Origin of the sequence: Micromonospora sediminicola (assembly GCF_900089585.1) — a bacterium.
GTDB classification, from domain to species: domain Bacteria; phylum Actinomycetota; class Actinomycetes; order Mycobacteriales; family Micromonosporaceae; genus Micromonospora; species Micromonospora sediminicola.
In genome coordinates this window covers 560,501-580,081 of sequence record NZ_FLRH01000004.1, presented here as the reverse complement: position 1 = coordinate 580,081, position 19,581 = coordinate 560,501, and the positions used below count along the sequence as shown (strand labels likewise).

The window sequence follows — 19,581 nt, the reverse complement described above, 5'->3', positions numbered from 1 at the left end:
GGGGTTGGCTGATGCGCGTCTTCGGCATGAACTACGACACCGGCTTCGTGAGCGCCGGGTCCACCACCCACGAGCCGTTCGACCCCGAGACCGTCCGGAGCGACCTGCGGGTCATCCGCGACGAGCTGCACTGCGACGCGGTACGGATCACCGGCGGCGTCCAGGACCGGCTGGAGCTGACCGCCCGGCTGGCGGCCGAGGCGGGGCTCGAGGTGTGGTACTGCCCGTTCACCAACGGGCTCGACCGCGACCAGCTCCTGGAGTTCCTGCTCGACGGCGCCGAGCGCGCCGAGCGGCTGCGGCGCGGCGGCGCCTCGGTCGTGTACCTCACCGGCTCCGAGATCTCCATGTTCACCGACGGCTTCCTCCCCGGCCGTGATCTGGCCGAGCGGATGGCGCTGTTCACCGACCCGATGCGGATGCGGGAGGCGGTCCCGGCCGCCCGGGCCGCGGTACGCCACTTCCTCGCGCGAGCGGTACCCGCGGTCCGCGAGCGCTTCGGCGGCCCCGTCGGCTACGCCTCGATCCCGCTGGAGGACGTCGACTGGGCGCCGTTCGACATCATCGCCAGCGACGCCGGCTACCGCGACGCGACCAACGCCGAGGCATTCCCGCAGAGCCTGGCGGCGGCCGTGGGGCAGGGCAAGCCGTACGCCGCGACGGAGTTCGGCTGCTGCACGTACCGGGGCGCGGCCGAGGTCGCGGGCGCGACGGAGCCGGTGACCTACGACGACCGCGGCCGAGCGGCGACGCTCACCCGGAAGCTGGAGCGCGACGAGGAGGGCCAGGCCCGCTACGTCGTCGACCTGCTGCGCGACTACGAGGCCGGCGGGGCGGAGGCGGCGTTCGTGTACACGTTCGCGAACCGGCACCTGCCGACGACCGGCGACCCCGAGCACGACTACGACCTGGCCGCGCGGGGGATCGTGCGGGTGCTGCCGGACGGCTCGTGGACCCCCAAGGCCGCGTTCCACGCCCTCGCCGAGTACGGACGCTCCCGTCGGGCGGCATGAGCGCGAGGGCACCCACCGGCCGCGGCGGTCGGTGAGCTGACCGAGGGGAGACTGCGGCAGGTGCTCGACCGCCCAACCCGCACGCACATCGTGGTCGTCCAGGCGCTGTGACGTATCGCCCACGCTCCGGGCCGGTGCATCCGACGGCCGGTGCCTACAGTCGGGCCATGAGCACCGACAGGGACGTGCGGGACTGGCTGCGCCGGCGCGGCGCCGACCGGATCGCGCATCCCGGGGGCACCCTCTATGCCCACCTGTGCCGGGTCGGCGAACGACTCGCCGTGCTCGGTTGCGGCAGTGAGGTCCAGGCCGCGGGCCTCACCCACGCCGCCTACGGCACCGACGGGTTCGACCTCGCCCTGCTCGATCGGGCCGACCGCGCGGTGCTGCGGGACCTGGTCGGCCCGGGTGCCGAGGAACTCGTCCACCTGTACGGCGCCTGTGACCGCAGCCGCAGCTGGCGGACGTTGGCCGAGACCGGCCAGGTGGTCGACCGCTTCACCGGGCAGGTGCGGACGCCGGCTCCGGATCGGCTCCGGGCGCTCGTGGATTTGAGCATCGTCAACGAACTGGACGTGATCGAGCAGGATCCGGGGATCGGCGAGCGGCACGGCGCCTACTTCCGCGACCTGTTCGCCTCCTGGGCTCCGCTGGCCTCGGCGCGGGTCATCGACGACGCGCGGCGGGTGCTGGGGTCGTGACGGCCGAACCGCATCCGGCGGCACCCGGCGTCGGTAGCGTACGGGTGCGTGCTGTCTACCCGGGCAGCTTCGATCCGGTCACCCCCGGGCATCTGGACGTGGTGCGCCGGGCGCGGGACCTCTTCGACGAGCTGGTGGTGCTCGTCGCGGTCAACAGCGCCAAGCAGCCGGGCCGGAGCGAGGAGGAACGCGCGGCCGCAGTCCGGGCCGCCCTGCCGGCCGGCTGGACCTCGGTCACCGTGGCGGCCTGGAGCGGGTTGACCGCCACCTACTGCCGGCGCCACGAGGTAGGGGTGATCGTTCGCGGCCTGCGCAACACCACCGACCTCCAGGCCGAGTACCGGCTCGCCGCGATGAACCAGTCGCTCGGCGTCCCCACGGTGTTCCTGCCCGCGCTGCCCGAACTGGTCGCGGTCTCGTCGACAGCGGTGCGGACGGTCGGCTGACCCGTGCGTGACCTGGGGGCGAGGGGTCGTCGGGGCCGCGAGCATGTCTGACTGATCCACTACGCTCGCGGAGCCAGGACACGCGAACGAAGGACGCATATGGCCCGCCCCTACAGTCCCGGACCGAAGCAGTTCGTCTTCGCCGCCGGTGACGGCGCCAGTCAACAGGTCTCGGTGGGCGACGCTCAGGAGGCCTACGAGGCGTTCGCCGCGTTCGTCCGGGAACGAGAGTCAGAGACCTACACCATCACTGACGAACCGGCGGGGCAGAGTCTGATACTCATGCCCGGACAGGGGGTGATCTCCCGGATCGAGGATGGACACCCACCTCGGTCGGAACACCTCCGGGAGGACAGGGGCAACCGTTACCTTTCGGGCGCGATGCTGTTCTTCGAGAACGGATACGCCGGCCTCGACTACTTCGGCCAGTGGCTCTCCGACCTCTCCGACCTCGACGCGTCACCCGAGGCCCGCGGCGCCGCCCGCGCTGCCATGATCACGACGGAAGCAGCAGCGATGGACGAGGTCTTCCGGATCTGGGCGGATTCGGGCTACGTCGACCCGACCGACCAGTTCTACATCTTCTTCGACTCGCACGGTCTCGACGAAGACCGCGCCGAACGGGCCGAACTGCTCCAGCTGATCGATTTCCTCGGTCTCGAACGGGTCGAGGCCCCGGCCGGGGCCACCGGCGGCGAGGTCTGGGTACGCGCCGAACCACGCCTCGACGCCGAATGCGCCCGGTGGGCGTGAACGGATCATGAGGGACATCGTCTTCACGCGCAGCAGCGGGTGGATCCCGAAGGTGATCCACGAGAACGGCCAGCTGAAGCTGATGCTCGCCGCCGGGGCCGACGCCAACCATGAACCTCGCGAGTTCACCTTCCCGATCGCCGAGGCCCATCTTGCGGTGATCCGCGAGGACCTGGCCCGGCACCTGCTGCTGTGGAGCGCGGTCCTTCCGCTGTGCGACACCGCCGGGACCCGCGGCCGGCTCGACGAGGACGCTGCCGTCGCCCTGTTGGACCCGGTCCTGCTCGCCCCGCCGGCGGACGTCGACGCGCTGTTCCGGCGTATCCCGTGGGACCGGAGTCGGCCGGTGGCCCATGGCGCCGACATCGCCCTGCTGGAACGCGGTCAGGTCTGCCAGGCGATGCGCGCGGCGACCGAGGAATCGAACGAGAGACGTGCCCAGGAATACCACGCGAACCGCCGTCGCGCCGCGCGCGGCACGGTCCTCGGGCCGCTCGACGCGGCGATCCTGAGATACACGGGCCAGTACCTGCACGGCGCGACGGTTCCACGGCGGATGCCCGATGCCGTCGACCCCGCACTGCTGCCCCAGGTCATGCGTGTGATCGCCACGGCTGAGCAGGCGTGCGCCGGGATGCGGATCGGCCTCGATCCGAGGCGGGGACACCGGGCCACGGACAAGCGCGACTGGGATCGGATGGCGGCGACGGTCGACGCGGCCGTGCGCCGGGCGCATCCCGGACTCGTCGACGACGCGGTGCGTACGGTGAGTTTTCTGATGTGCTCGGAGGCCGCGGACCGCTCCAGGAGCACCCCGGCGGACGACCCCGAGGAGCACACCGACCTCGGTGACGGCGCCAAGACGGCCCTGACGTTCACCGACGACAAGGGCGGCGAGCGGACGTGGCGACGGGACGGCCAGGGCACCGCCTCCGGCGAGTTCTGGGAGTTCGTCGCCGACCGCTCCGCGGGTGACAACGAGGTGTTCACCATCGAGGACGAGGAGATGGGCGAGGGGATCCAGCTGCACTTCTACGCGGACTCCGTCGCCCGGATCACGACCGTGCGACCCGGAGAGGCCGGGTCCGATCCGCAGTACCGGGTCGAGTACAGCCTGGTCGACGGGATCGGCGGATACCGGAACATGGTGAGCGCCTTCGTCCGCGGCGGCTGCGCCGCGCTCGACCAGCACGGGCCCTGGATGGCGGACGTCGCCGAGTTCGAGCGCGCGCGTCGTCGGCGCGACGCCCGGTAGCCCCGGAGACCGGCCGTCGCCACCGGTTGACCACCAGCACACCCCCACCGCCCGCCGGTGGGGCACTAGGCTACGGCCCTGACGCCGTGAGCCATTGGGGGAGAACGACATGTCGCAGGGGCGAGCCGACCAGCCCGTCGAGGAGCTGGCCTCCAAGCTGGACACGACGGTGCCCCACTCGGCGCGGGTGTGGAACTACTGGCTCGGCGGCAAGGACAACTTCGCGCCGGACCGGGCCGTCGGCGACCAGGTCCGAGCGGTCTTCCCCGAGATCGTGGAGGCGGCGCAATACTCGCGGGCGTTCCTGCGCCGCGCGGTGACGTACCTCGCCGGCGAGGCGGGGGTCCGCCAGTTCCTCGACGTCGGCACCGGTCTGCCCACGGCCGACAACACCCACCAGGTCGCCCAGGGAATCACGCCGCAGGCGCGCATCGTGTACGTCGACAACGACCCGATGGTCCTCGCCCATGCCCGGGTGTTGCTGACCAGCAGCCAGGAAGGCGCCACGCGGTACGTCGACGCCGACCTGCGCGACCCGGAGAAGATCGTCCAGGGCGCCTCCGAGACGCTGGACTTCACCGAGCCGATCGCGTTGATGATGCTCGGTGTCATGGGCCACGTGCGGGAACCGGCCGAGGCGCGGGCCATCGTCGACGCCCTGGTCTCCACCCTGCCGTCCGGCAGCTTCCTGGCGATGTCCGACGGCACGGCCACCAGCGAGCGGGTGATCGAGTCGCACCGGCAGTACAACGAGAGCGGCGCCGTGCCGTACCACCTGCGTGAGGTGACCGACTTCGCCGCGTTCTTCGACGGCCTCGACCTCGTCGAGCCGGGTGTCGTTCCGCTCGGCCGGTGGCGACCGGACAGCGAGCCGACCGCCGTCGTGGACGGCTACTGCGGGGTCGCCCGCAAGCCATGACCCCCGGACGACCGGTTCGCCGCAGCGGGAGGCCCACCGGGTCCGCGCGATGGCATGCGGCCGTGAACCTCGACGAGTCCCTCGATCTGGCCGAGGAAGTGGTTCGGCGGGACTATCCGTCGGCGCGGGTGGTACGGCACGTGGGGCAGGGCATTGATGTCGGCGGCCCCGGCTACCACATCGTGTCCGTGGCGGTGAGCGACGTGTTCTGGGACGAGCCGGCCGAGCGGTGGAACGAGGTGTGGGCGGAGCTTCCAGGCCGACCTGGAGCCGGGCCGTCCAGGGCGAGCGGCTACCTCCCGTCGCTGACGTCCCGGCCGAGTTCGTAGCGGAGGCAGACGGCTGGCACCGCCACGGTCGAAGCGTTTGCGTCGGTGTGGGCCAGTGGACAAGGAGTTCCCGGTCCAACTGGTCCTGGCCGTCGGCGAGATCTAGCGGGCCTGGGCTTGCCGTGCGGCGAGGCGACGGCCGACCGCGAACCCGAGCGCCGCGCCGAGGCAGGCCGGGACAGCGGCGACGGTCAGCACGACGACGTCCCCGGCGACGCTGTGGTGGGAAGAGCTCAGCCATGTGCCGGCGTGGAAGGAGCAGAGCAGCACCAGCACCGCGGGCCAGATCCGGTGGTTCCGGAGACCCGCTGCCGAGCCGACCAGCAGGCCGGCGACGGTGAGCCCGACCGCCATGACGAGAAGAGCGGTGGGGGCGCGTTGGACCGAACCGCCGGCGCTCGCCGCGAGCAAACCCGCCGGCACACCGAGCCCGATCGCGAGGATGCCGGCCTTTGGCGGGCCGCCGATTCGCACCACCGGACCCTAGAGCATCCGGCGGCCAGCCGTCGCCGTGTGCGCCGACCATCCGGCAGCACTCTGACCGTCCGAGGGCCCCGGGGGCGAAGGGGAGGTACGGTTCATCGCCATGAGCTATGACCTGATCTTCGTGCCCCGGGGCGATGACCAGTCCTGGGACGACGCGCTGGAGGCGGCCGAGGAGGCCGACGACGACGAGCGTCCGAGCGGGGAGACATGGGCCCGACTGGTGGCGGCGGTGCGGCAGGTGCTCGGCGAGGTGTCCGTCTTCGACGGCGCCCACAACTACGAGTTGACCCATGAGCCGACCGGCATCCAGGTCAGCTACTTCGCTGGCGAAGCGGCGATCACGGTCCCCTTCTGGTACCGGGGCGCGGACGCCCAAGCGGTCGTCACGGCGATGTACCGGCTCGGCGAGGCCGTCCAGATGGTCACGGGCCTCTCCGGGTACGACCCCCAGATGGAGCTGCCGATAGCGGATGCCGCCGCGCGGGCGGAGGATGCGGTCCGGATGTTCGACGAGGTGGCATCGTCCTTTGCGGCTCGAGGGATCTCCAGCCCCACGAACGGCTGAGCGAATGGCCTCCGACGGTCAGCTCGCCGGGTCGGGAACAACGGGCTGCCGGAGGATGGTGCGCTGCCTGTCGGGTGCGACCCTGCGGAAGTCGCTGAGATAGATCTCGTGGTGCTTCCCGGTCATGCGGAACCGGTTGCCGGGGACGTACTCGTGGTGCAGTCGGTCGAGCACCTCGGCCTCGTCGTCGAAGGACCCGACGTGCAGCGTCTGCACGCACCGTCCCTCGGACAGCGTCTCGAGGCGGACGTCGTCGAGACGGGCCGGTGGGTTCCTGGCGCCGGCCTGCTCGACGGCGTCGGTGACCATCTGTGGCGCGATCCAGTCGGGGACCATCAGCATCAGCGTCCAGTTCCACTGTGACTTCTGCCGTGCGGTGGTGAACGACGCCATGTCCTCGGCCCACCACAGACCTTCCAGGGGCGGGACGACGTAGTCGCGCCCGAGGCCGCGCCTGCTGGCGAACTTCAGCTTGTACGCCGTCGGGTAGAGCGCCTCGATCGCCTCGGTGAAGGCGGGTGACGTGTTGGGGTCGCCGTGGCCGTCGATCATGAGGTAGCGCATGTCCGGCACCTCGACCAGCCGGAACCGGCCCTGCTGTGCGCGGTAGGCGTCGAGCGTCTTCTTGAAGTCGATCTTCTCAGCGGTCGGGTTCGTCATGGGGCACCTGGACTCGGTGGGCGAGCCACTGCCTCTCTGCCTGCATCAGGCTCAGGGAGTAGGAGAAGACCTCGCGGGCCGCGTGCGGGAGGGAGCCTTGCGCGTGCTGCGCCGCCCGGATCGCGGCGATCCGGCCGTCGAGCTGCGTCAGCCGGGTGCGCAGCGCCTGCTCGTACTGCTGCGGGGTGAGCAGGGCCAGGTTGGCGACGCCGACCAGCAGGGGCTGCGGGTGCGGGCGTGCCTCGGCGATGACCGCCAGCGTGTTCTGCGCGGCGACCCGGCGGCCCTCGTCGGTGGGGTGGAAGACGCGGCGGGACCTGGCGGCGGCCGGTGCCTGCGGGACGTGGAGCAGACCGCGCTGTTCCAGCTTGGCGAGCAGGTAGTAGATCGAGGAGAACCCGATGTCGGTCCACTGCCGGATGCCCCGCTGCTCGATGACCCGCTCCAGGTCGTAGCCGTGCTGCGGCCGTTCGACCACCAGGCCCAGGACGGTCAGCTCGGCGGGGGTCAGCTCCACGCCTTACTCTAGCACTGGAATAAAGGTTCGCGTGCCACTCCAGGGGCATCGTCCGGAGTGGACGAGGGCGGAGAGGTCGGCCGGCGTCGTCAGTCGGTCGGGCGGCTCACGAGGTCCCGCACTGTGAGGAAGTCGGCGGTGTGGTCGGTCTGGGGCCTCGACGAGGTGAAGCTCACCACGCCGACGGTTTCCCGGTCCGCCCAGCCGCACGTGGTCAGGTAACTGCCATCCTCGGTTCGTCCGCGCCCACAGCGCGCCTCACCCCCGAGGGCGCCGGCATCGACGCTGGCGACCTTGGTGATGCGGTACGGCCTGAGCGCCCTTTCCAGGACGCCGGCCGGATCGGCGATCGATCCTGACGCCCCGCTGACAAAGACGACGTCTCCATCGGGCGTGCCGTCCTCGTATGCCTCGCCGATCGCGCTGGTCGCCTGGCCGACCTCGCGCTTGAGCTGCTCCAACTGCTGGATCGCAGCGCCGTACAGAACCCTGCTCGTCGTCTTGGGGAAACCGAGGAGCGTGGTCGGCGCGGACAGCTTCCGAGAGGGCGGGGCGCTCGCCGAGGCCGGTGGAGCGGAAGCCGACGACCCGACGTCCGTACCGGGCGCCGGCGACGTGCAGGCGGCGGCCAGCAGGAGTGCGGCGGCGAGCAGGGAGATGGTCACACCGGCGGCTCGCGCCGTCCCGGTTCGGTGAGTCGTCACGATGGTGCCCTCTCAGGAGGTGATCAAGGCGGAGCCTAGACGGGAGGATCGGTCGACATCGGAGCGGCCCGGGCCCGGAGGCGGGCAGCCGTCACGGGTCAGCGGGCGAGTGGCACGGGACGGCAGAATTCCGGAATGCGCCGAGACGCCAAGGGCCGGGACCATGCGGCCGGACGCCGTGTCGGCGGTGCCTCGGCGCCAGGTCCGGCGACCGGAGGGGGAAGCCCGGGCCGTCGCCTCGGCCACGCGTCGGCCGCGGTCGTCGCAGTCCTCGTCGTGGTGGGGCTGGTGATCCTGTCGCCCGTCGCGCTGAGAGCGGTGAGCAGGGGGACGGACGAGGACTGGAGCCGGTTGAGCGACATCGGGCAGACCTACGGGGCCACGTCGGCGGTCCTGTCGGCGCTCGCGCTCGGCGGCGTCGCGGTGTCGCTGCTGCTCCAGGCCCGCCAGGGCAGGGCGGACCGGATCCAGGCCATCTGCGGCTTCCACACCGACCTGATCACGATGCAGCTCGACGACCTGCCGGTCTACCTGCCCTGCTGGGGACCACTGGACCTGCCCGACGACACCGCCAAGCGGCAGCACATCTACACCAACCTCCTGGTGCAGTACGCCTGGATGGGCTACGAGATCGGCACCATCCCCGAACCGCTGCTGCGGGACATGCTGGCCGGCATGTTCCGGGCCGACGTCGCTCGGCGCTTCTGGCCGATGGCGCGGGCGTCCTGGGCGGCGGGCACGGCGGGGACGAGACGAGGACGGCGCTTCCTTCTCGTCGTCGACGAGGAGTACGCGAGATCGACGCCGGCCGAACCGGCGGCGCGCAGGGCGGTGTCCGACGAGCGTCCCGGTGCCGTCCGAGGTCCCGCTCCGGTGCTGAGCTACGTCGTCCTCGGAATGGCGGCGGGTTTCTCGGCGGGGCTGATGTGGCGCCGGCGACGATCAGCCCGTACCCGGGAGAATCGGCCGGGCACGTGACGACCGCGCGCTCTCCCGGGGCTGTCCGCGCGCGGGGAAGTGTTCCACGGCGAGCGGGATGCGCACCCCGAGGACTAAGGCGTGTGTCACAAGCTGGTCAGAGCCACTCGGTGATGATCGTGATGGTCAGGACGGCTTGAGAGCGGACCGCCAGATTGTGGTAGCGGGTGGCGACGCCGCGGTGGCGTTTGAGCCTGTTGATGCGGTTCTCGACGGCGTGGCGTAGCCGGTGGAGGTCCTTGTCGAACGCGGGTTGGTCACCGGGTCCACGCTCACTCTCCAGCCGATCCGGCCGGTCGCATCGCCATCCCCCTGCAACGCCGACAGGATCCTGTCCCAGGTCCCGTCGCGCTGCCAGCGACGGAACAGGCCGTAGACGGTAGGCCAGGAGCCAGAACAGCCCACTGCCCGTCGGTCAGGTCATGCCGCCTCGTCAGCCGACCTGGCGGCCTGCTCGATCTTCGCGCAGTAGGCCGCACGGGCTTCCTCGTCGATCTGGTTCTCGTGTTCGGCCCGCAACCCGGTCCGGCCGTCGAGGCCCTCGCGCAGGATGTCGGCGTGCCCGGCATGCCGGATGGATTCGCCGAGGACATGGACCATGATGGCGAACAGGTTCGTGTCGGCATGAGGCTCCGGCCACCACGGCACGTGGCCGGGGGCGTCGAGGGGAAGCGCGTTGATCGTCGCGTCCGAGTGTTCCCAGATACGCCGGTAGAACGCGATGATCTGATCGCGGGTCTCGTGCTCGGTCGCCCACAGATCGCTGCCGTTGGAGTCCTGCCACCGGGGCAGCGGTTCCGGGGAAGGGCGGTCGAAGACCTCGCCGAAGTACCTGGCCTCGACGGTGGCCACGTGTTTGACCAGGCCGAGGAGGTTGGTCCCGGTCGCTGTCAAAGGTCGGCGGGCGTCGTATTCGGACAAGCCGTCGAGTTTCCAGAGCAGCGCCTTGCGGTCCCGCCGCAGTCTCCCGTGCAGGTTGGCTTTCGCGAAATCATCGATCATGCGGCATGAGCCTGCCATGGGCCACTCGTGGTCTCAAGATCCCGTACGTGGTCCGCAACGACCGGCAGAGCCGTTGCCTGGCCATGGCCACCGCCCTGACCTGCTACAAGAAGTTCGCGAGACTTGCCACGTGAGACAACCTCGTACGAAACACGCCTTAGACGTCGGCCCGGCCGACGGGCTCACCCCGCAGCTCGGCGTGCGCCTCGGCGAGGAACCGGTCCCGGTCGTCCCCGTGGGCGATCGCCGCGTTGTAGAGGGCGTCGATCGCGGCGGCCAGCGGGTCGTCGTCGGCCAGGGCGGTCAGGGCGGGCAGCGCGGCGGCCTGCTGGAGCATCTCGGTGACACCCTGTGCGCCGAACGCCTTCGGGTTCGGCCGGAGCGGGACGGTGGTGCGGGGCGCCGCGGGGTCGGACAGCATGCGCCGGAACGCGGCGGCGCCGTGCTGCTCGGTGAACGCCGGGGGGAGCGGACGGCCGGCTTCGGCGGCGGCGAGCGCGTCGGCGATCCAGTCGAGCTGCTCCAGCCCGGCCACCCGCATCGCCCGGCGGGCCGCCCAGCAGGCCGCCCCCCGCTGGCGGGCGGCGGGCAGCGCGTCGAGGCGGTCGAGCAACCGGCGGTCCATCCGCGCCAGGGACTGCGTATGGCCGCGGAGCCGGCGGATTCGATCGGACGGCGGCGGCCCGCCCCACCGCTCGGCCTCCTGCGCGGCCCGCAACCGGCGGTGCTTCTCGGCGCGCGCGGTCGCCTCGGCGGCCCGCGCCCGCAGCGTCCCGACCCACGGATACGTCCCGTCGCCGTCGAGCAGGTGGTCCCAGATCAGGCCGAGGGCGGCGGCGTGCCGGCCCCGCACTCCCTCGTGCCGCAGCGTCACGCCGTCGGGGCCGGTCGTCAGCCGTACGGTGGTGGGCTCGTCGTCCGGCACCGTGGTCAGCGGTTCGGGGAAGATCGGCTCGTCGGCGGTCGCCCACGACCAGCGGAGGGTCTCCGCGTCGATCCGCTCCAGGCGCACCTCCAGGTCACCGACGGGGAGCACGCCGACCGGCAGGTCCACCGGGCCGGGGCGGTGGCGGACCACCGTCACCCGGGCCAGGCCGGTGTCGTCCTCGTAGGGGTCGGGTGGGAGCGTGGGCAGGATCGCCGGCCGGGTGGACGGGCGCGGCACCAGGGACAGCATCGCCCACTCGGCGGCCTTCGCCGGCTTCTGCTCCCAGGCGCGTCCCTCCGGGTCGGCCCGCACGGTGCGCCACGGGGTCTCCTCGCGCACCGCCCAGACGTGCAGTTCGTGCTGCTCGGGCGGGTCGTCGTCGGTGCGTACCGTCTCGTGCAGGCGGTGGCGGGCGTGTATGCGCACCCGGATCAGCCCGCGCGGAACGGCGACGTCGACGAGGGCGTCCGCGACACCGCCCATCAGGCCGACGACCGACAACCGGCCGCTCGGGCTCCAGAGCGTCGCCTCACTGACCGCGTCCCAACCGGCGTCGACCTGTGTCGGCGGCCCGGACAGGACACGCAGGCGTGCCTCGATCGGTGCGGTGTGGACGCCGCAGAAGCCGGTGACCTGATGCGGCCCGCCCACGTGCAGGAGATCGTCGCCGACGGTGTAGATCGGCGTACCGGGCGCACCCGGCACGGTGATCACCTGGTACTGGCAGTAGTCGACGTGCAGTCGCGCCCAGGCGGTCATGCGGCGAGCTGCCGCAGCACGGTGGGGTCGGTGATCGAGTCGTCGGCGGCGAGCATGATCGCCTTCGACAGGATCGTCGACAGCATCGGATCGTCCTCGAACGGCAGGTGCAGCCGCCCGGTCCCCCCGCGCGCGGGGACGATGCACAGGTAGGCGTCGTTCGGCTCCATCATGATGTTGCCCGAGCCGAGGTGGATCCGGTAGCCGCGCAGGTTCCCGCGTACGTGCAGGTAGCGGTCGGCGAGGGTGACCCGGCCGGCGATGGCCATGCGGGGGAGCAGTCGGGCCAGGGCGTCCCGGCGCACCTGTGCCGACGGGGTCAGTTCCCCGACGACGGTGCGGTGCCAGTAGTCCCGGAACCGGTCCGCGCCGCGGTCGGCCCACTGCGGGTCGGTGGCGATCGAGGTGACGCCGACGAACAGGTCCACGTCCCGCATCGCCTCGGTGAACACCAGCGGCGGAACGTCCGTGACCGGCGCGGGCTGCCAGGTCGTGCCGTCGTGGCGGGCGAAGCGCACCTGGTCGGTGGAGCAGTGGTGCACGTCGTGGTCGCGCGGACCGTCCGTCTCGACCAGCTGGTGGTGGAAGGACGCCCGCCACGCGCCGCCGCCGAAGGGCTTGGTGGCCTCGCTGTCGTAGCCGCCGTCCCACGTGCCCAGGTAGCCGGCCTGCCAGCCGCGGGCGCGCAACCGCACCAGCTCCCGCGCGGAGATGCGCTCCGGCAGGCCGGTCAACGGCCACTGGTCGATCGCCCTGCCCGTCGCTGTCTCGTCCCGAACCGTCACCGTGGCCATCGCGCCGTGCTCCTCGCCCTGGGGTGAGCGGCATCATGGCACGCCGGTCCGACGGAAACAGACGGTCAGCCGCCCGGGCAGCGGGTGTCGCCGCCGCTGTGTTCCACGCAGTGCCCGGGCGGGCCGGGCGTCGTCGCCGGGGCCGGATCGAGGTCCCGGCCGGCGAGCACGGCGAACGGTACGGCGGGCACGGCGATCACGAGCGTCAGCACCAGGAAGACGACAGCGGTGCGGACCAGCCGCAGGTGGTACGCGACGAGCGCGACGAGGGCCGGCCCGGCGGTCGCCACCAGCGCGCCGACCAGCAGGGCGAGGCTCGCCCGGCGCTGCAGGGCCTGGAACTCGCCGGGCTGGTCGCCGTAGCTGACGCTCCACTGCTCCAGGCCGATGCCCACCCACCACACGGCCGTCGCGATCAGCGCGCAGACCCAGAGCAGGACCAGGAACGCCACGACCGGACCACCACGTCGGCCCGTGCCGACCGCCTGCGAGGACATGCGGTCCAGCCTGGACGGTTCGGGTGCGACGGGCATGAGTCGGCGTACTCAGGACCGCCGGGCGAGGAAGCGCAGATACTCCACCCGGTCGAACGGGTTGCCGTCGGTGCGGGGCCGGCACGGCGGATCGCCGGACACCGGACGGTCGCCGCCGGACGTCGACGACCACAGTCCTTCCCCGCGGGACAGGTCCGGCAGCCGCCGCTGCGCCTCCGGTTCGAGCCGGGCCGGCAGCACCCCGCCGATCCGCCAGCCGGCCGCGGTCTCCTCGGCGCCGTCGACCCGGGCGCCGAGCCGACCCAGGTACGACGTGACCGGGCCGAGCCGGTCGGCCGGCACCTCCGCCTCGAACCGACGGCACGGCTCGAAGACCCGGGTGCCGGCCTCGGTCAGCGCCTGCATCAGGACGTACGGCGCGAGGTCCCGGAAGTGCCCGGCCGTGGTGATCGGCGACCAGTAGCCGCTGTGCGTGAGGGTGACCCGGACGTCGGTGACCGGCCAGCCGTACCGGCCCTGGTCGAGGGCGGCCCGGGTGGCCTCCTCGATGGCCTTGTGGAACGACAGCGGCAGCGAGCCGAGTTCCACCTCCAGCCGGTAGTCGACCCCGGCGCCCGGCTCGACCCGGAAGCCGACGGTGCCGAAGAAGCCGTTCCCGATGATCTCCACCGCCGTTCCGGTGCCGGTCGGCCGCTCGACGTGCACGATCCGGCCCGGTCCGAACTCCGCCTCGATCCCGTACGTCTCGGCCAGCGTGGCCTCCAGCACCTCGCGCTGCACCTCGCCGTAGAGGAGCACGCTCGTGCCGCCCTCCGGGGCCACCCGGGTGCGCAGGAACGGGTCGGTGTCCGCGAGGTCCAGCAACGCGGCGTGCAGTGCCACCGACCGGGCCGGGTCACGGGGTCGGACCACCGCCTCCACTGTCGGCGCGGGGAAGTGCGACCGGCCGTCCAGGCCGGCCGGGCTGCCGAGCTGGTCGCCGAGGCGTACCCCGGTCAGGCCGGTGACCCGGGCGATGTGCCCGGCGGTCAGCGTGGCCGGCCCGCTGTGGTCGGCGGTCGCGCCGGCCACGTCGAGCCGGGTGATCCGGGCGCGGGTCGCGGTGGTCCGGCCGTCCGGCTCCCGGCGGTACGCGACGACGCGCTGCCGCGCCCGCAGCTGCCCGCCGTAGGAGCGCAGGTAGGCCACCCGCTCACCGCCCGCGTCGTGTTCCACCGCGAAGACCCGGGCCCTCGGCGCGGGCTCGGCCGGCGGTGACGCCGGGAGCAGGGACGCGACGGCGTCCAGCAGCTCCGGTACGCCGGCGCCGGACAGCGCCGAGCCGAACAGCAGCGGGTGGACGAGCCCGGCGGCGGTCTGCGCCCGCAGCGCCTCGTCGATCCGGCCCGGGTCGGGTGGCAGGTCGTCCACCAGGGCGGCCAGCAGCTCGTCGTCGTGCTCGGCGAGGACCTCGGCGACGCGGTCGGCGTACCCCGGATCGTCGGGCCGGACGGTGGCCCCGGGAGTGCCGGGCGCGCGGACCGTGCCCAGCGGGGCGACGGCCGGGGTGAGCAGCCGGCGCACGTCCGCGACCAGCTCGTCGGTGCGCGCGCCCACCCGGTCGATCTTGTTCACGAAGATCAGCGTGGGCAGCCGGAGCGATCGAAGGATGCGCATGATCCGCCGGCTGTGCGGCTGCACCCCCTCCACGGCCGACAGCACCAGCACGGCCGCGTCGAGCACCCCGAGCGCGCGTTCGACCTCGGCGACGAAGTCGCTGTGCCCGGGGGTGTCGAGCAGGTTGACCTGGCGGTCGCGTACCCGGAAGGGGGCGACCGCGCTGCGGATGGTGATGCCCCGGCGGCGCTCGATCTCGCCGGTGTCGGTCCGGGTTGTGCCGGCATCGACGCTGCCGAGCCGGTCGACGGCGCCGGTGGCGTGCAGCAGGCGTTCGGTCAGGCTGGTCTTACCGGCGTCGACATGGGCGACGATGCCGAGGTTGACGGTCTGCATGGGTCGACGGGTCCTCGAAAGCTCGCGTCCGGATGGGCGGGAAGGTTTCGAGTCCTCGCATCGCCGTGCTCCCGTCGGTCGGTTCGGCCCGTCTCCGGGTCAGGCTGGCACGGCCGGACGGCGCCGGTCCACCGAAATAGCCGACCGCTTGATTCGATAGGTGTCGGTCAATAGATTGTGGGTGGGCGCCGCCGATGCCCGGGTGACCGGGCCGTCGGCGGCTGACAGGTCCACCCCGAGCCGGGCACGTCGGTCGCACGCACCGACCAGTCGCCGTGGCGCATCGCCGCGCCGCACCCAGGGCACGTCGTCGCGCCGCGTCCCCGCCGGACGCGCGCCGCCGCGCCGCCTCCGCCCGCTCGACGCAGAAGGACTTCCCATGACGATTCTCCGCGCCCGCCCCGCCCCGACCCTGGCGGTCGTCGCCGCACTGGCCGCCGCCGTGGCCGCGACCGGAACGGCGGTGCTCACCGGCCCGGCCTCGGCCGCGCCGGGCTGCCGGGTCGACTACACCCCCAACCGGTGGCCCGGTGGATTCACCGCCACCGTCAAGGTCTCCCCGGGCGACACCGCCGTGTCCGGGTGGACCGTCACCTGGACGTACGCCGGGGACGACCGGGTCACCAACGGCTGGAACGCCACGGTCAGCCAGTCCGGCGCCACGGTGACCGCCCGCAACCTGTCGTACAACGGCAGCATCCCGGCCGGCGGCTCCACCGAGTTCGGCGTGCAGGGCACGTACGGCACCGGCGGCGGCACGCCGACCGGGTTCACCCTCAACGGCGTGGCGTGCAACGGCGTCGGGCCCACGCCGACCGGAGCGCCCACCACGACGCTGCCCACCACCGCCCCGCCCACCAGCGCGCCGCCCACCAGCGCACCGCCCACGACCGTCCCGCCCACGACCGAGCCGCCCCCGCCGCCGACCGGGTGCGCCGGGGCGGTGCTCTGCGACGGATTCGAGACCCAGACCGGCTCGACGCCGTCCGGCGACTGGACCGTGGTCAACCCGGACTGCTCCGGCGCCGGCACGGCCACAGTCGACACGAGCACCACGCACAGCGGCAGCCGGGCGATCCGGATCACCGGCGCCGCGGGGTACTGCAACCACGTCTTCATCCGGTCGACGCGGAACCTCGCCGGCCTGGGCAGCGTGCGCTACGGCCGGATCTGGGTCCGGCACACCACCGCCCAACCCACCGACCACACCACGATGATCGCGATGACCGACGCCGCCGACGGCAACAAGGACCTGCGGATGGGCGGCCAGAACGGGGCCCTGCAGTGGAACCGCGCGTCCGATGACGCGACGCTGCCCGAGCAGAGCCCGGCCGGGGTGGCGCAGAGCGTGCCGCTGCCCACCAATCGGTGGGCCTGCCTGGAGTTCATGGTGGACGGCGCGGCCGGGCAGCTCCGTACCTGGCTGGACGGGGCCGCCGTCGCGGGGCTGACCGCCGACGGCGTACCGACGCACGACATCGACGGCCAGTGGTACGACCGCACCTGGCGGCCGCAGCTCACCGACCTGAAGCTGGGCTGGGAGAGCTACGGCGGCGGGGCCGACACCCTCTGGTACGACGACGTCGCGGTCGGGTCCAGCCGGATCGGCTGCTGAGGTGTCCGGGGTGTGGCCCGGTCACCCGGGTCACACCCCGGGCGAAGACGCCACCGGTTCCGGCGGGACGTTGTCAGGCGAGGCCGGGCAGGTATGCCACGGCCACGAACCTCGCCGCGCGACCGGCCAGGCAGATCGCGGTGAAGACGGTCACCCGCATCGCCGTCGCGCCGAAGTAGACCGTGGTGGCCAGCAGGGGAGGCAGGCCGGTGGTGGCGCTCACCGCGAGAAGGGCCGCGGCGGGCCACGGCCGGTCCGGTGGTGGGCGGCGGTGCCGACCGGTCCGGCGTACCGAAGCCAGCTTGCGTCGCAGCCAGGCGGACCGCACGGTGCCCCGGGAGGCCAGGAAGAGCGCGACCTTGCCGATCGTCTGACCGGCTGCGGCGGCCACTCCCAGGGGTATCGGGTGACCGTGCCCGGCGGCCGTGCTGGCGATCAGGTAGGGCTCGATCGGGACGAGCGGCAGGACGGCCGAGACGATCCCCACGCCCGCGGCCGCCAGGATCGCGATCACGGCGAGCCGCTGACCGGGGTGGGGAAGGCCGGCATCGGGGTCGTCAGCCGGGTCACGGCGACCAGCGACGCGACCTTGACGGCGGTGATCGTCAGCGCGAAGGTCAGTGGTAACCACGGTGACGGGCTGAGCACGACCAGGACGATGAGGGCGCCGGTGTTGGCGGCCTTGGCCGGCGGCGACCAGTTCCACCACCAGATCCGCCGGTCGACACGCGCGAAGTGGTTGGGGCTGAGCAGCGGCCAGCGCAGGAACGCCAAACTCAGCAGTTGGTCGACGACCATGAACTGGAAGAGGAACACGCCCACCGGCAGCGCGGTCTCCGGCCGCAGGACGATCAGGGCGGCGGCGCACGTGGCCGTGCAGGCGCGGTCGGCGACGATGTCGAAGACGGCGCCCACCCGGGTCTCCTGCCCGAGTGCGCGGGCGGCCGCGCCGTCGGCGATGTCGCCCACCCAGTAGGTCGCGTACGCGGCCACCAGCAGGGCCGGGCTGTGCTGTGCGAGGGCCGTCACCGCCAGCCCGACCGCGACCATGGTGCGAATCGCGGTGATCGTGTTGGGCACGTTCCTCATTCGGCGTCCTTGAGGATGCGTTCCACCTCGGCGGTGCGCCGGTTGAGCTCGGCGAGCTGGTCGCGGACCTCGCTCAAGGTGCGCTCGGTGCGCTCGGTGCGCTCGGTCAGGTCGACGTGACGCCGCTGCTGCTCGGTCATGGTGCGGGTGCCGAAAAGCCAGATGACCGCGATGGCCAGCGCGCCGGCGACGATGAGGAAGACGGAGGCGATGTCCATCACTGCTCCTTCGGATCGGTGGTCAGGGAGGCCGCCGCAGCGGCGATGATCTCGGGGGTGAGCACCAGTGAGAACGGTGCGGCCCGGTAGAACTTGAGTGCCTTGCCGTCGGGTGACAGCTCGAGGTCGGCGATCACCAGTCCGGCCCGTTCCAGCTTCTTCAGATGCACCTGGAGCAGTGCCCGGCTGATGCCGAGGTCGCGCGCGAGCTGCGACACGTACGCCCGGCCACCGGCCAGCGCCGCCACGACCCGCAGCCGGTGCGGGCTGGCGAGGGCGCCCAGGATGCCCATGAGCGCGTCTCCCGTCAGCTCCTGCTTGCTCATGCCAACAATTATTAGCAGGTGCCAACGAGATCGTCAAAGCAGTCAGGTGGACCCGCCGTGCCGTCACTGACCTCAGCGAGGGGATCTGGGGCGGCGTACTAGCCTCGGCTGATGGACGACGGGCTGCTTCGCCGGCTCCGGGTCGAACAGGCCCGCGCCCTGGTCCGGGACGCGGACCCGCGTCAGGCGGTGATGCTGGCCTGCGACCTCCTCGTGGTCGGGGTCGGCGGCGACGCCGTGGCGGCGCTCGCGGCGGAGTCGACCCGGACGCTGTCGGTGCACGAGGCGAACCGGCATCTGGCGGAGGTCGTCGCCGAGGTCGGGTTGCCGGAGCCCGACCTGCCGACCGCGGTGGAGCTGGTCACGGTCGACACCTGCGAGCGGATCCTCGAGGGCGGCATCCCCGTCGAGCGGGGGATCCACGATCTCCATCTGGTGGGCCACGACGGCAGTCGGCTGCGCGACCTGCTCCCGGCGGTCGCCGCCCTCGTCGAGCGTCTCGAGGGGAACCTCGGCGGACAGGCCGACGACGACCTGCGGACCGACCTCGCCGCCCTGGCCCGGACCGTCCTCGACCGCCGGTCAGCCGCAGCCGCCGGTTCCGCCCCGGCCATCGGCTGGGCGGACTGGACCGAGGAGGAGTACGTCCGGTACCTGCACGAGGAACGCCGGTGCTTCGCGTGGGTGATGCGGCGCTACGGCGACCTCGACGCCGATCAGGCGGAGGCGGCGGCGCTGCGGCGGTATCCGTTCGAGGAGCGAGACGCCCCCTACCGAGGGCTAGTCTTCCACGACGAGGCGTGGCACTGGGCGATGGTGGAGATCCACGGCCAGGGCTACTGGACGTCCCACCCGGAGCTGGTGCGCCCGCCGGCCGAGTACGAGGCGCTCGACGGGAACGCTCCGTGACGGGCGCGCGGGCTCTGTCGCCGGCGGACGAGTCGCGCTGTCGGATTGGCGACCGGCAGATCTGCGGCCGGATTGATCGATGGGCCTCCCGCTCCCGTTGAGGACGGAGATGGGCGCGGACACGCCCGC

At 72.4% G+C, this 19,581-nt stretch carries 25 protein-coding genes and 1 pseudogene; 12 read left to right on the top strand and 14 right to left on the bottom strand.

Features of this window, described 5'->3' with window-relative positions:
• Window positions 1-11 precede the first annotated feature (11 nt).
• From GA0070622_RS24055 to GA0070622_RS24025, 7 genes are all read left to right on the top strand, one after another.
• The gene (locus GA0070622_RS24055; protein WP_091578984.1) at window positions 12-1,013 is read left to right on the top strand and encodes a glycoside hydrolase family 113 protein; all 1,002 of its coding nucleotides are present in this window, start codon (window positions 12-14) and stop codon (window positions 1,011-1,013) included.
• A gap of 167 nt (window positions 1,014-1,180) precedes the next feature.
• Complete coding sequence (locus GA0070622_RS24050) at window positions 1,181-1,714, top strand: DUF6817 domain-containing protein (RefSeq protein WP_091578981.1); 534 nt, start codon at window positions 1,181-1,183, stop codon at window positions 1,712-1,714.
• A 44-nt stretch (window positions 1,715-1,758) separates the two neighbouring features.
• On the top strand, window positions 1,759-2,160 hold the full coding sequence (coaD, locus tag GA0070622_RS24045) for a pantetheine-phosphate adenylyltransferase (protein ID WP_245666787.1): 402 nt from the start codon (window positions 1,759-1,761) through the stop codon (window positions 2,158-2,160).
• A gap of 99 nt (window positions 2,161-2,259) precedes the next feature.
• The gene (locus GA0070622_RS24040) at window positions 2,260-2,913 is read left to right on the top strand and encodes a hypothetical protein (protein WP_091578976.1); all 654 of its coding nucleotides are present in this window, start codon (window positions 2,260-2,262) and stop codon (window positions 2,911-2,913) included.
• Window positions 2,914-2,920: 7 nt separating this feature from the next.
• Entirely contained in the window at window positions 2,921-4,168 is a 1,248-nt protein-coding gene (locus GA0070622_RS24035; protein ID WP_091578974.1) for a DUF6357 family protein, read from the top strand.
• A gap of 109 nt (window positions 4,169-4,277) precedes the next feature.
• On the top strand, window positions 4,278-5,087 hold the full coding sequence (locus GA0070622_RS24030) for an SAM-dependent methyltransferase (RefSeq protein WP_091578971.1): 810 nt from the start codon (window positions 4,278-4,280) through the stop codon (window positions 5,085-5,087).
• Between the two features lie 62 nt (window positions 5,088-5,149).
• Window positions 5,150-5,416 carry a hypothetical protein gene (locus GA0070622_RS24025; RefSeq protein ID WP_091578969.1) on the top strand — a complete coding sequence of 89 codons (267 nt, stop codon included), beginning with the start codon at window positions 5,150-5,152 and terminating at the stop codon, window positions 5,414-5,416.
• Between the two features lie 102 nt (window positions 5,417-5,518).
• On the opposite strand, the gene GA0070622_RS24020 is transcribed toward GA0070622_RS24025, so the two are convergent.
• Window positions 5,519-5,890 (bottom strand): hypothetical protein, encoded by a 372-nt coding sequence (locus tag GA0070622_RS24020; RefSeq protein WP_141684621.1) that lies wholly within the window; start codon window positions 5,888-5,890, stop codon window positions 5,519-5,521.
• A 112-nt stretch (window positions 5,891-6,002) separates the two neighbouring features.
• Between GA0070622_RS24020 and GA0070622_RS24015 the strand changes: the two genes are divergently transcribed.
• Entirely contained in the window at window positions 6,003-6,467 is a 465-nt protein-coding gene (locus tag GA0070622_RS24015) for a hypothetical protein (protein WP_091578964.1), read from the top strand.
• An 18-nt stretch (window positions 6,468-6,485) separates the two neighbouring features.
• Here the strand turns inward: GA0070622_RS24015 and GA0070622_RS24010 are convergent, their stop codons facing one another.
• The 3 genes from GA0070622_RS24010 to GA0070622_RS24000 form a co-directional block, all read right to left on the bottom strand.
• Window positions 6,486-7,127, bottom strand: a complete 642-nt coding sequence (locus GA0070622_RS24010) for a GyrI-like domain-containing protein (protein WP_091578963.1) — start codon at window positions 7,125-7,127, stop codon at window positions 6,486-6,488.
• Window positions 7,108-7,644 (bottom strand): PadR family transcriptional regulator, encoded by a 537-nt coding sequence (locus tag GA0070622_RS24005; RefSeq protein WP_091578962.1) that lies wholly within the window; start codon window positions 7,642-7,644, stop codon window positions 7,108-7,110. Before GA0070622_RS24005 ends, GA0070622_RS24010 begins: the two co-directional genes overlap by 20 nt.
• An 89-nt stretch (window positions 7,645-7,733) precedes the next feature.
• Entirely contained in the window at window positions 7,734-8,309 is a 576-nt protein-coding gene (locus GA0070622_RS24000) for a hypothetical protein (RefSeq protein ID WP_091578960.1), read from the bottom strand.
• 327 nt (window positions 8,310-8,636) lie between these two features.
• Here GA0070622_RS24000 and GA0070622_RS23995 point away from each other — a divergent pair, with 327 nt between their 5' ends.
• On the top strand, window positions 8,637-9,326 hold the full coding sequence (locus tag GA0070622_RS23995; RefSeq protein ID WP_141684620.1) for a DUF6082 family protein: 690 nt from the start codon (window positions 8,637-8,639) through the stop codon (window positions 9,324-9,326).
• Between the two features lie 97 nt (window positions 9,327-9,423).
• On the opposite strand, the pseudogene GA0070622_RS33735 reads toward GA0070622_RS23995, so the two are convergent.
• Together GA0070622_RS33735 and GA0070622_RS23985 are read right to left on the bottom strand one after the other, a co-directional pair.
• Window positions 9,424-9,719 (bottom strand): annotated as a pseudogene (locus tag GA0070622_RS33735) (hypothetical protein); the annotation flags it as partial.
• Between the two features lie 27 nt (window positions 9,720-9,746).
• Window positions 9,747-10,328: a DinB family protein gene (locus GA0070622_RS23985; RefSeq protein ID WP_091578955.1), complete on the bottom strand. Its 582-nt coding sequence runs from the start codon at window positions 10,326-10,328 to the stop codon at window positions 9,747-9,749.
• Window positions 10,329-10,333: 5 nt separating this feature from the next.
• Here GA0070622_RS23985 and GA0070622_RS33515 point away from each other — a divergent pair, with 5 nt between their 5' ends.
• Entirely contained in the window at window positions 10,334-10,462 is a 129-nt protein-coding gene (locus tag GA0070622_RS33515; protein ID WP_281187048.1) for a hypothetical protein, read from the top strand.
• A gap of 23 nt (window positions 10,463-10,485) precedes the next feature.
• On the opposite strand, the gene GA0070622_RS23980 is transcribed toward GA0070622_RS33515, so the two are convergent.
• The 4 genes from GA0070622_RS23980 to GA0070622_RS23965 all read right to left on the bottom strand — a co-directional run bounded on the left by GA0070622_RS23980 (window position 10,486) and on the right by GA0070622_RS23965 (window position 15,295).
• Window positions 10,486-12,015 (bottom strand): hypothetical protein, encoded by a 1,530-nt coding sequence (locus GA0070622_RS23980; protein ID WP_091578952.1) that lies wholly within the window; start codon window positions 12,013-12,015, stop codon window positions 10,486-10,488.
• A complete protein-coding gene (locus tag GA0070622_RS23975) occupies window positions 12,012-12,809 on the bottom strand; it encodes a DUF7737 domain-containing protein (RefSeq protein WP_091578949.1) in 798 nt (265 codons plus the stop codon). The genes GA0070622_RS23980 and GA0070622_RS23975 overlap by 4 nt, the downstream gene beginning before the upstream one ends.
• A gap of 65 nt (window positions 12,810-12,874) precedes the next feature.
• Window positions 12,875-13,306 carry a hypothetical protein gene (locus GA0070622_RS23970; RefSeq protein WP_091578947.1) on the bottom strand — a complete coding sequence of 144 codons (432 nt, stop codon included), beginning with the start codon at window positions 13,304-13,306 and terminating at the stop codon, window positions 12,875-12,877.
• Window positions 13,307-13,354: 48 nt separating this feature from the next.
• Window positions 13,355-15,295 carry a GTP-binding protein gene (locus GA0070622_RS23965; protein ID WP_091578945.1) on the bottom strand — a complete coding sequence of 647 codons (1,941 nt, stop codon included), beginning with the start codon at window positions 15,293-15,295 and terminating at the stop codon, window positions 13,355-13,357.
• A gap of 379 nt (window positions 15,296-15,674) precedes the next feature.
• On the opposite strand from GA0070622_RS23965, the gene GA0070622_RS23960 reads away from it, so the two are divergent.
• Window positions 15,675-16,910 carry a cellulose binding domain-containing protein gene (locus tag GA0070622_RS23960; protein WP_091578943.1) on the top strand — a complete coding sequence of 412 codons (1,236 nt, stop codon included), beginning with the start codon at window positions 15,675-15,677 and terminating at the stop codon, window positions 16,908-16,910.
• A gap of 73 nt (window positions 16,911-16,983) precedes the next feature.
• Here GA0070622_RS23960 and GA0070622_RS23955 read toward each other — a convergent pair whose 3' ends face one another.
• The 4 genes from GA0070622_RS23955 to GA0070622_RS23940 are packed head-to-tail and all read right to left on the bottom strand — an operon-like array spanning window position 16,984 to window position 18,543.
• The gene (locus GA0070622_RS23955; protein ID WP_091578940.1) at window positions 16,984-17,424 is read right to left on the bottom strand and encodes a hypothetical protein; all 441 of its coding nucleotides are present in this window, start codon (window positions 17,422-17,424) and stop codon (window positions 16,984-16,986) included.
• Window positions 17,421-17,999 carry a CDP-alcohol phosphatidyltransferase family protein gene (locus GA0070622_RS23950; protein WP_091578937.1) on the bottom strand — a complete coding sequence of 193 codons (579 nt, stop codon included), beginning with the start codon at window positions 17,997-17,999 and terminating at the stop codon, window positions 17,421-17,423. The genes GA0070622_RS23955 and GA0070622_RS23950 overlap by 4 nt, the downstream gene beginning before the upstream one ends.
• Window positions 17,996-18,217, bottom strand: coding sequence for a hypothetical protein (locus GA0070622_RS23945; RefSeq protein WP_091578934.1), 222 nt, complete (start codon window positions 18,215-18,217; stop codon window positions 17,996-17,998). The genes GA0070622_RS23950 and GA0070622_RS23945 overlap by 4 nt, the downstream gene beginning before the upstream one ends.
• Complete coding sequence (locus GA0070622_RS23940; RefSeq protein ID WP_091578932.1) at window positions 18,217-18,543, bottom strand: ArsR/SmtB family transcription factor; 327 nt, start codon at window positions 18,541-18,543, stop codon at window positions 18,217-18,219. Before GA0070622_RS23940 ends, GA0070622_RS23945 begins: the two co-directional genes overlap by 1 nt.
• Before the next feature lie 111 nt (window positions 18,544-18,654).
• Here GA0070622_RS23940 and GA0070622_RS32905 point away from each other — a divergent pair, with 111 nt between their 5' ends.
• Window positions 18,655-19,452 (top strand): hypothetical protein, encoded by a 798-nt coding sequence (locus GA0070622_RS32905; RefSeq protein ID WP_218012362.1) that lies wholly within the window; start codon window positions 18,655-18,657, stop codon window positions 19,450-19,452.
• The last annotated feature ends 129 nt before the right edge of the window (window positions 19,453-19,581 follow it).

What these genes read in the sequence shown, in the direction of transcription:
- GA0070622_RS33515 (WP_281187048.1), top strand. Translation starts at nt 10,334, where the DNA reads ATGAGCCTGCCATGGGCCACTCGTGGTCTCAAGATCCCGTACGTGGTC.
- GA0070622_RS24040 (WP_091578976.1), top strand. Translation starts at nt 2,260, where the DNA reads ATGGCCCGCCCCTACAGTCCCGGACCGAAGCAGTTCGTCTTCGCCGCC.
- GA0070622_RS24050 (WP_091578981.1), top strand. Translation starts at nt 1,181, where the DNA reads ATGAGCACCGACAGGGACGTGCGGGACTGGCTGCGCCGGCGCGGCGCC.
- GA0070622_RS23945 (WP_091578934.1), bottom strand. Translation starts at nt 18,217, where the DNA reads ATGGACATCGCCTCCGTCTTCCTCATCGTCGCCGGCGCGCTGGCCATC.
- GA0070622_RS23985 (WP_091578955.1), bottom strand. Translation starts at nt 10,328, where the DNA reads ATGATCGATGATTTCGCGAAAGCCAACCTGCACGGGAGACTGCGGCGG.
- GA0070622_RS23980 (WP_091578952.1), bottom strand. Translation starts at nt 12,015, where the DNA reads ATGACCGCCTGGGCGCGACTGCACGTCGACTACTGCCAGTACCAGGTG.
- GA0070622_RS23950 (WP_091578937.1), bottom strand. Translation starts at nt 17,999, where the DNA reads ATGAGGAACGTGCCCAACACGATCACCGCGATTCGCACCATGGTCGCG.
- GA0070622_RS24055 (WP_091578984.1), top strand. Translation starts at nt 12, where the DNA reads ATGCGCGTCTTCGGCATGAACTACGACACCGGCTTCGTGAGCGCCGGG.
- GA0070622_RS24030 (WP_091578971.1), top strand. Translation starts at nt 4,278, where the DNA reads ATGTCGCAGGGGCGAGCCGACCAGCCCGTCGAGGAGCTGGCCTCCAAG.
- GA0070622_RS23960 (WP_091578943.1), top strand. Translation starts at nt 15,675, where the DNA reads ATGACGATTCTCCGCGCCCGCCCCGCCCCGACCCTGGCGGTCGTCGCC.
- GA0070622_RS23975 (WP_091578949.1), bottom strand. Translation starts at nt 12,809, where the DNA reads ATGGCCACGGTGACGGTTCGGGACGAGACAGCGACGGGCAGGGCGATC.
- GA0070622_RS24035 (WP_091578974.1), top strand. Translation starts at nt 2,921, where the DNA reads ATGAGGGACATCGTCTTCACGCGCAGCAGCGGGTGGATCCCGAAGGTG.
- GA0070622_RS24015 (WP_091578964.1), top strand. Translation starts at nt 6,003, where the DNA reads ATGAGCTATGACCTGATCTTCGTGCCCCGGGGCGATGACCAGTCCTGG.
- GA0070622_RS24010 (WP_091578963.1), bottom strand. Translation starts at nt 7,127, where the DNA reads ATGACGAACCCGACCGCTGAGAAGATCGACTTCAAGAAGACGCTCGAC.
- GA0070622_RS23970 (WP_091578947.1), bottom strand. Translation starts at nt 13,306, where the DNA reads ATGTCCTCGCAGGCGGTCGGCACGGGCCGACGTGGTGGTCCGGTCGTG.
- GA0070622_RS23940 (WP_091578932.1), bottom strand. Translation starts at nt 18,543, where the DNA reads ATGAGCAAGCAGGAGCTGACGGGAGACGCGCTCATGGGCATCCTGGGC.
- GA0070622_RS23965 (WP_091578945.1), bottom strand. Translation starts at nt 15,295, where the DNA reads ATGCAGACCGTCAACCTCGGCATCGTCGCCCATGTCGACGCCGGTAAG.
- GA0070622_RS32905 (WP_218012362.1), top strand. Translation starts at nt 18,655, where the DNA reads ATGGACGACGGGCTGCTTCGCCGGCTCCGGGTCGAACAGGCCCGCGCC.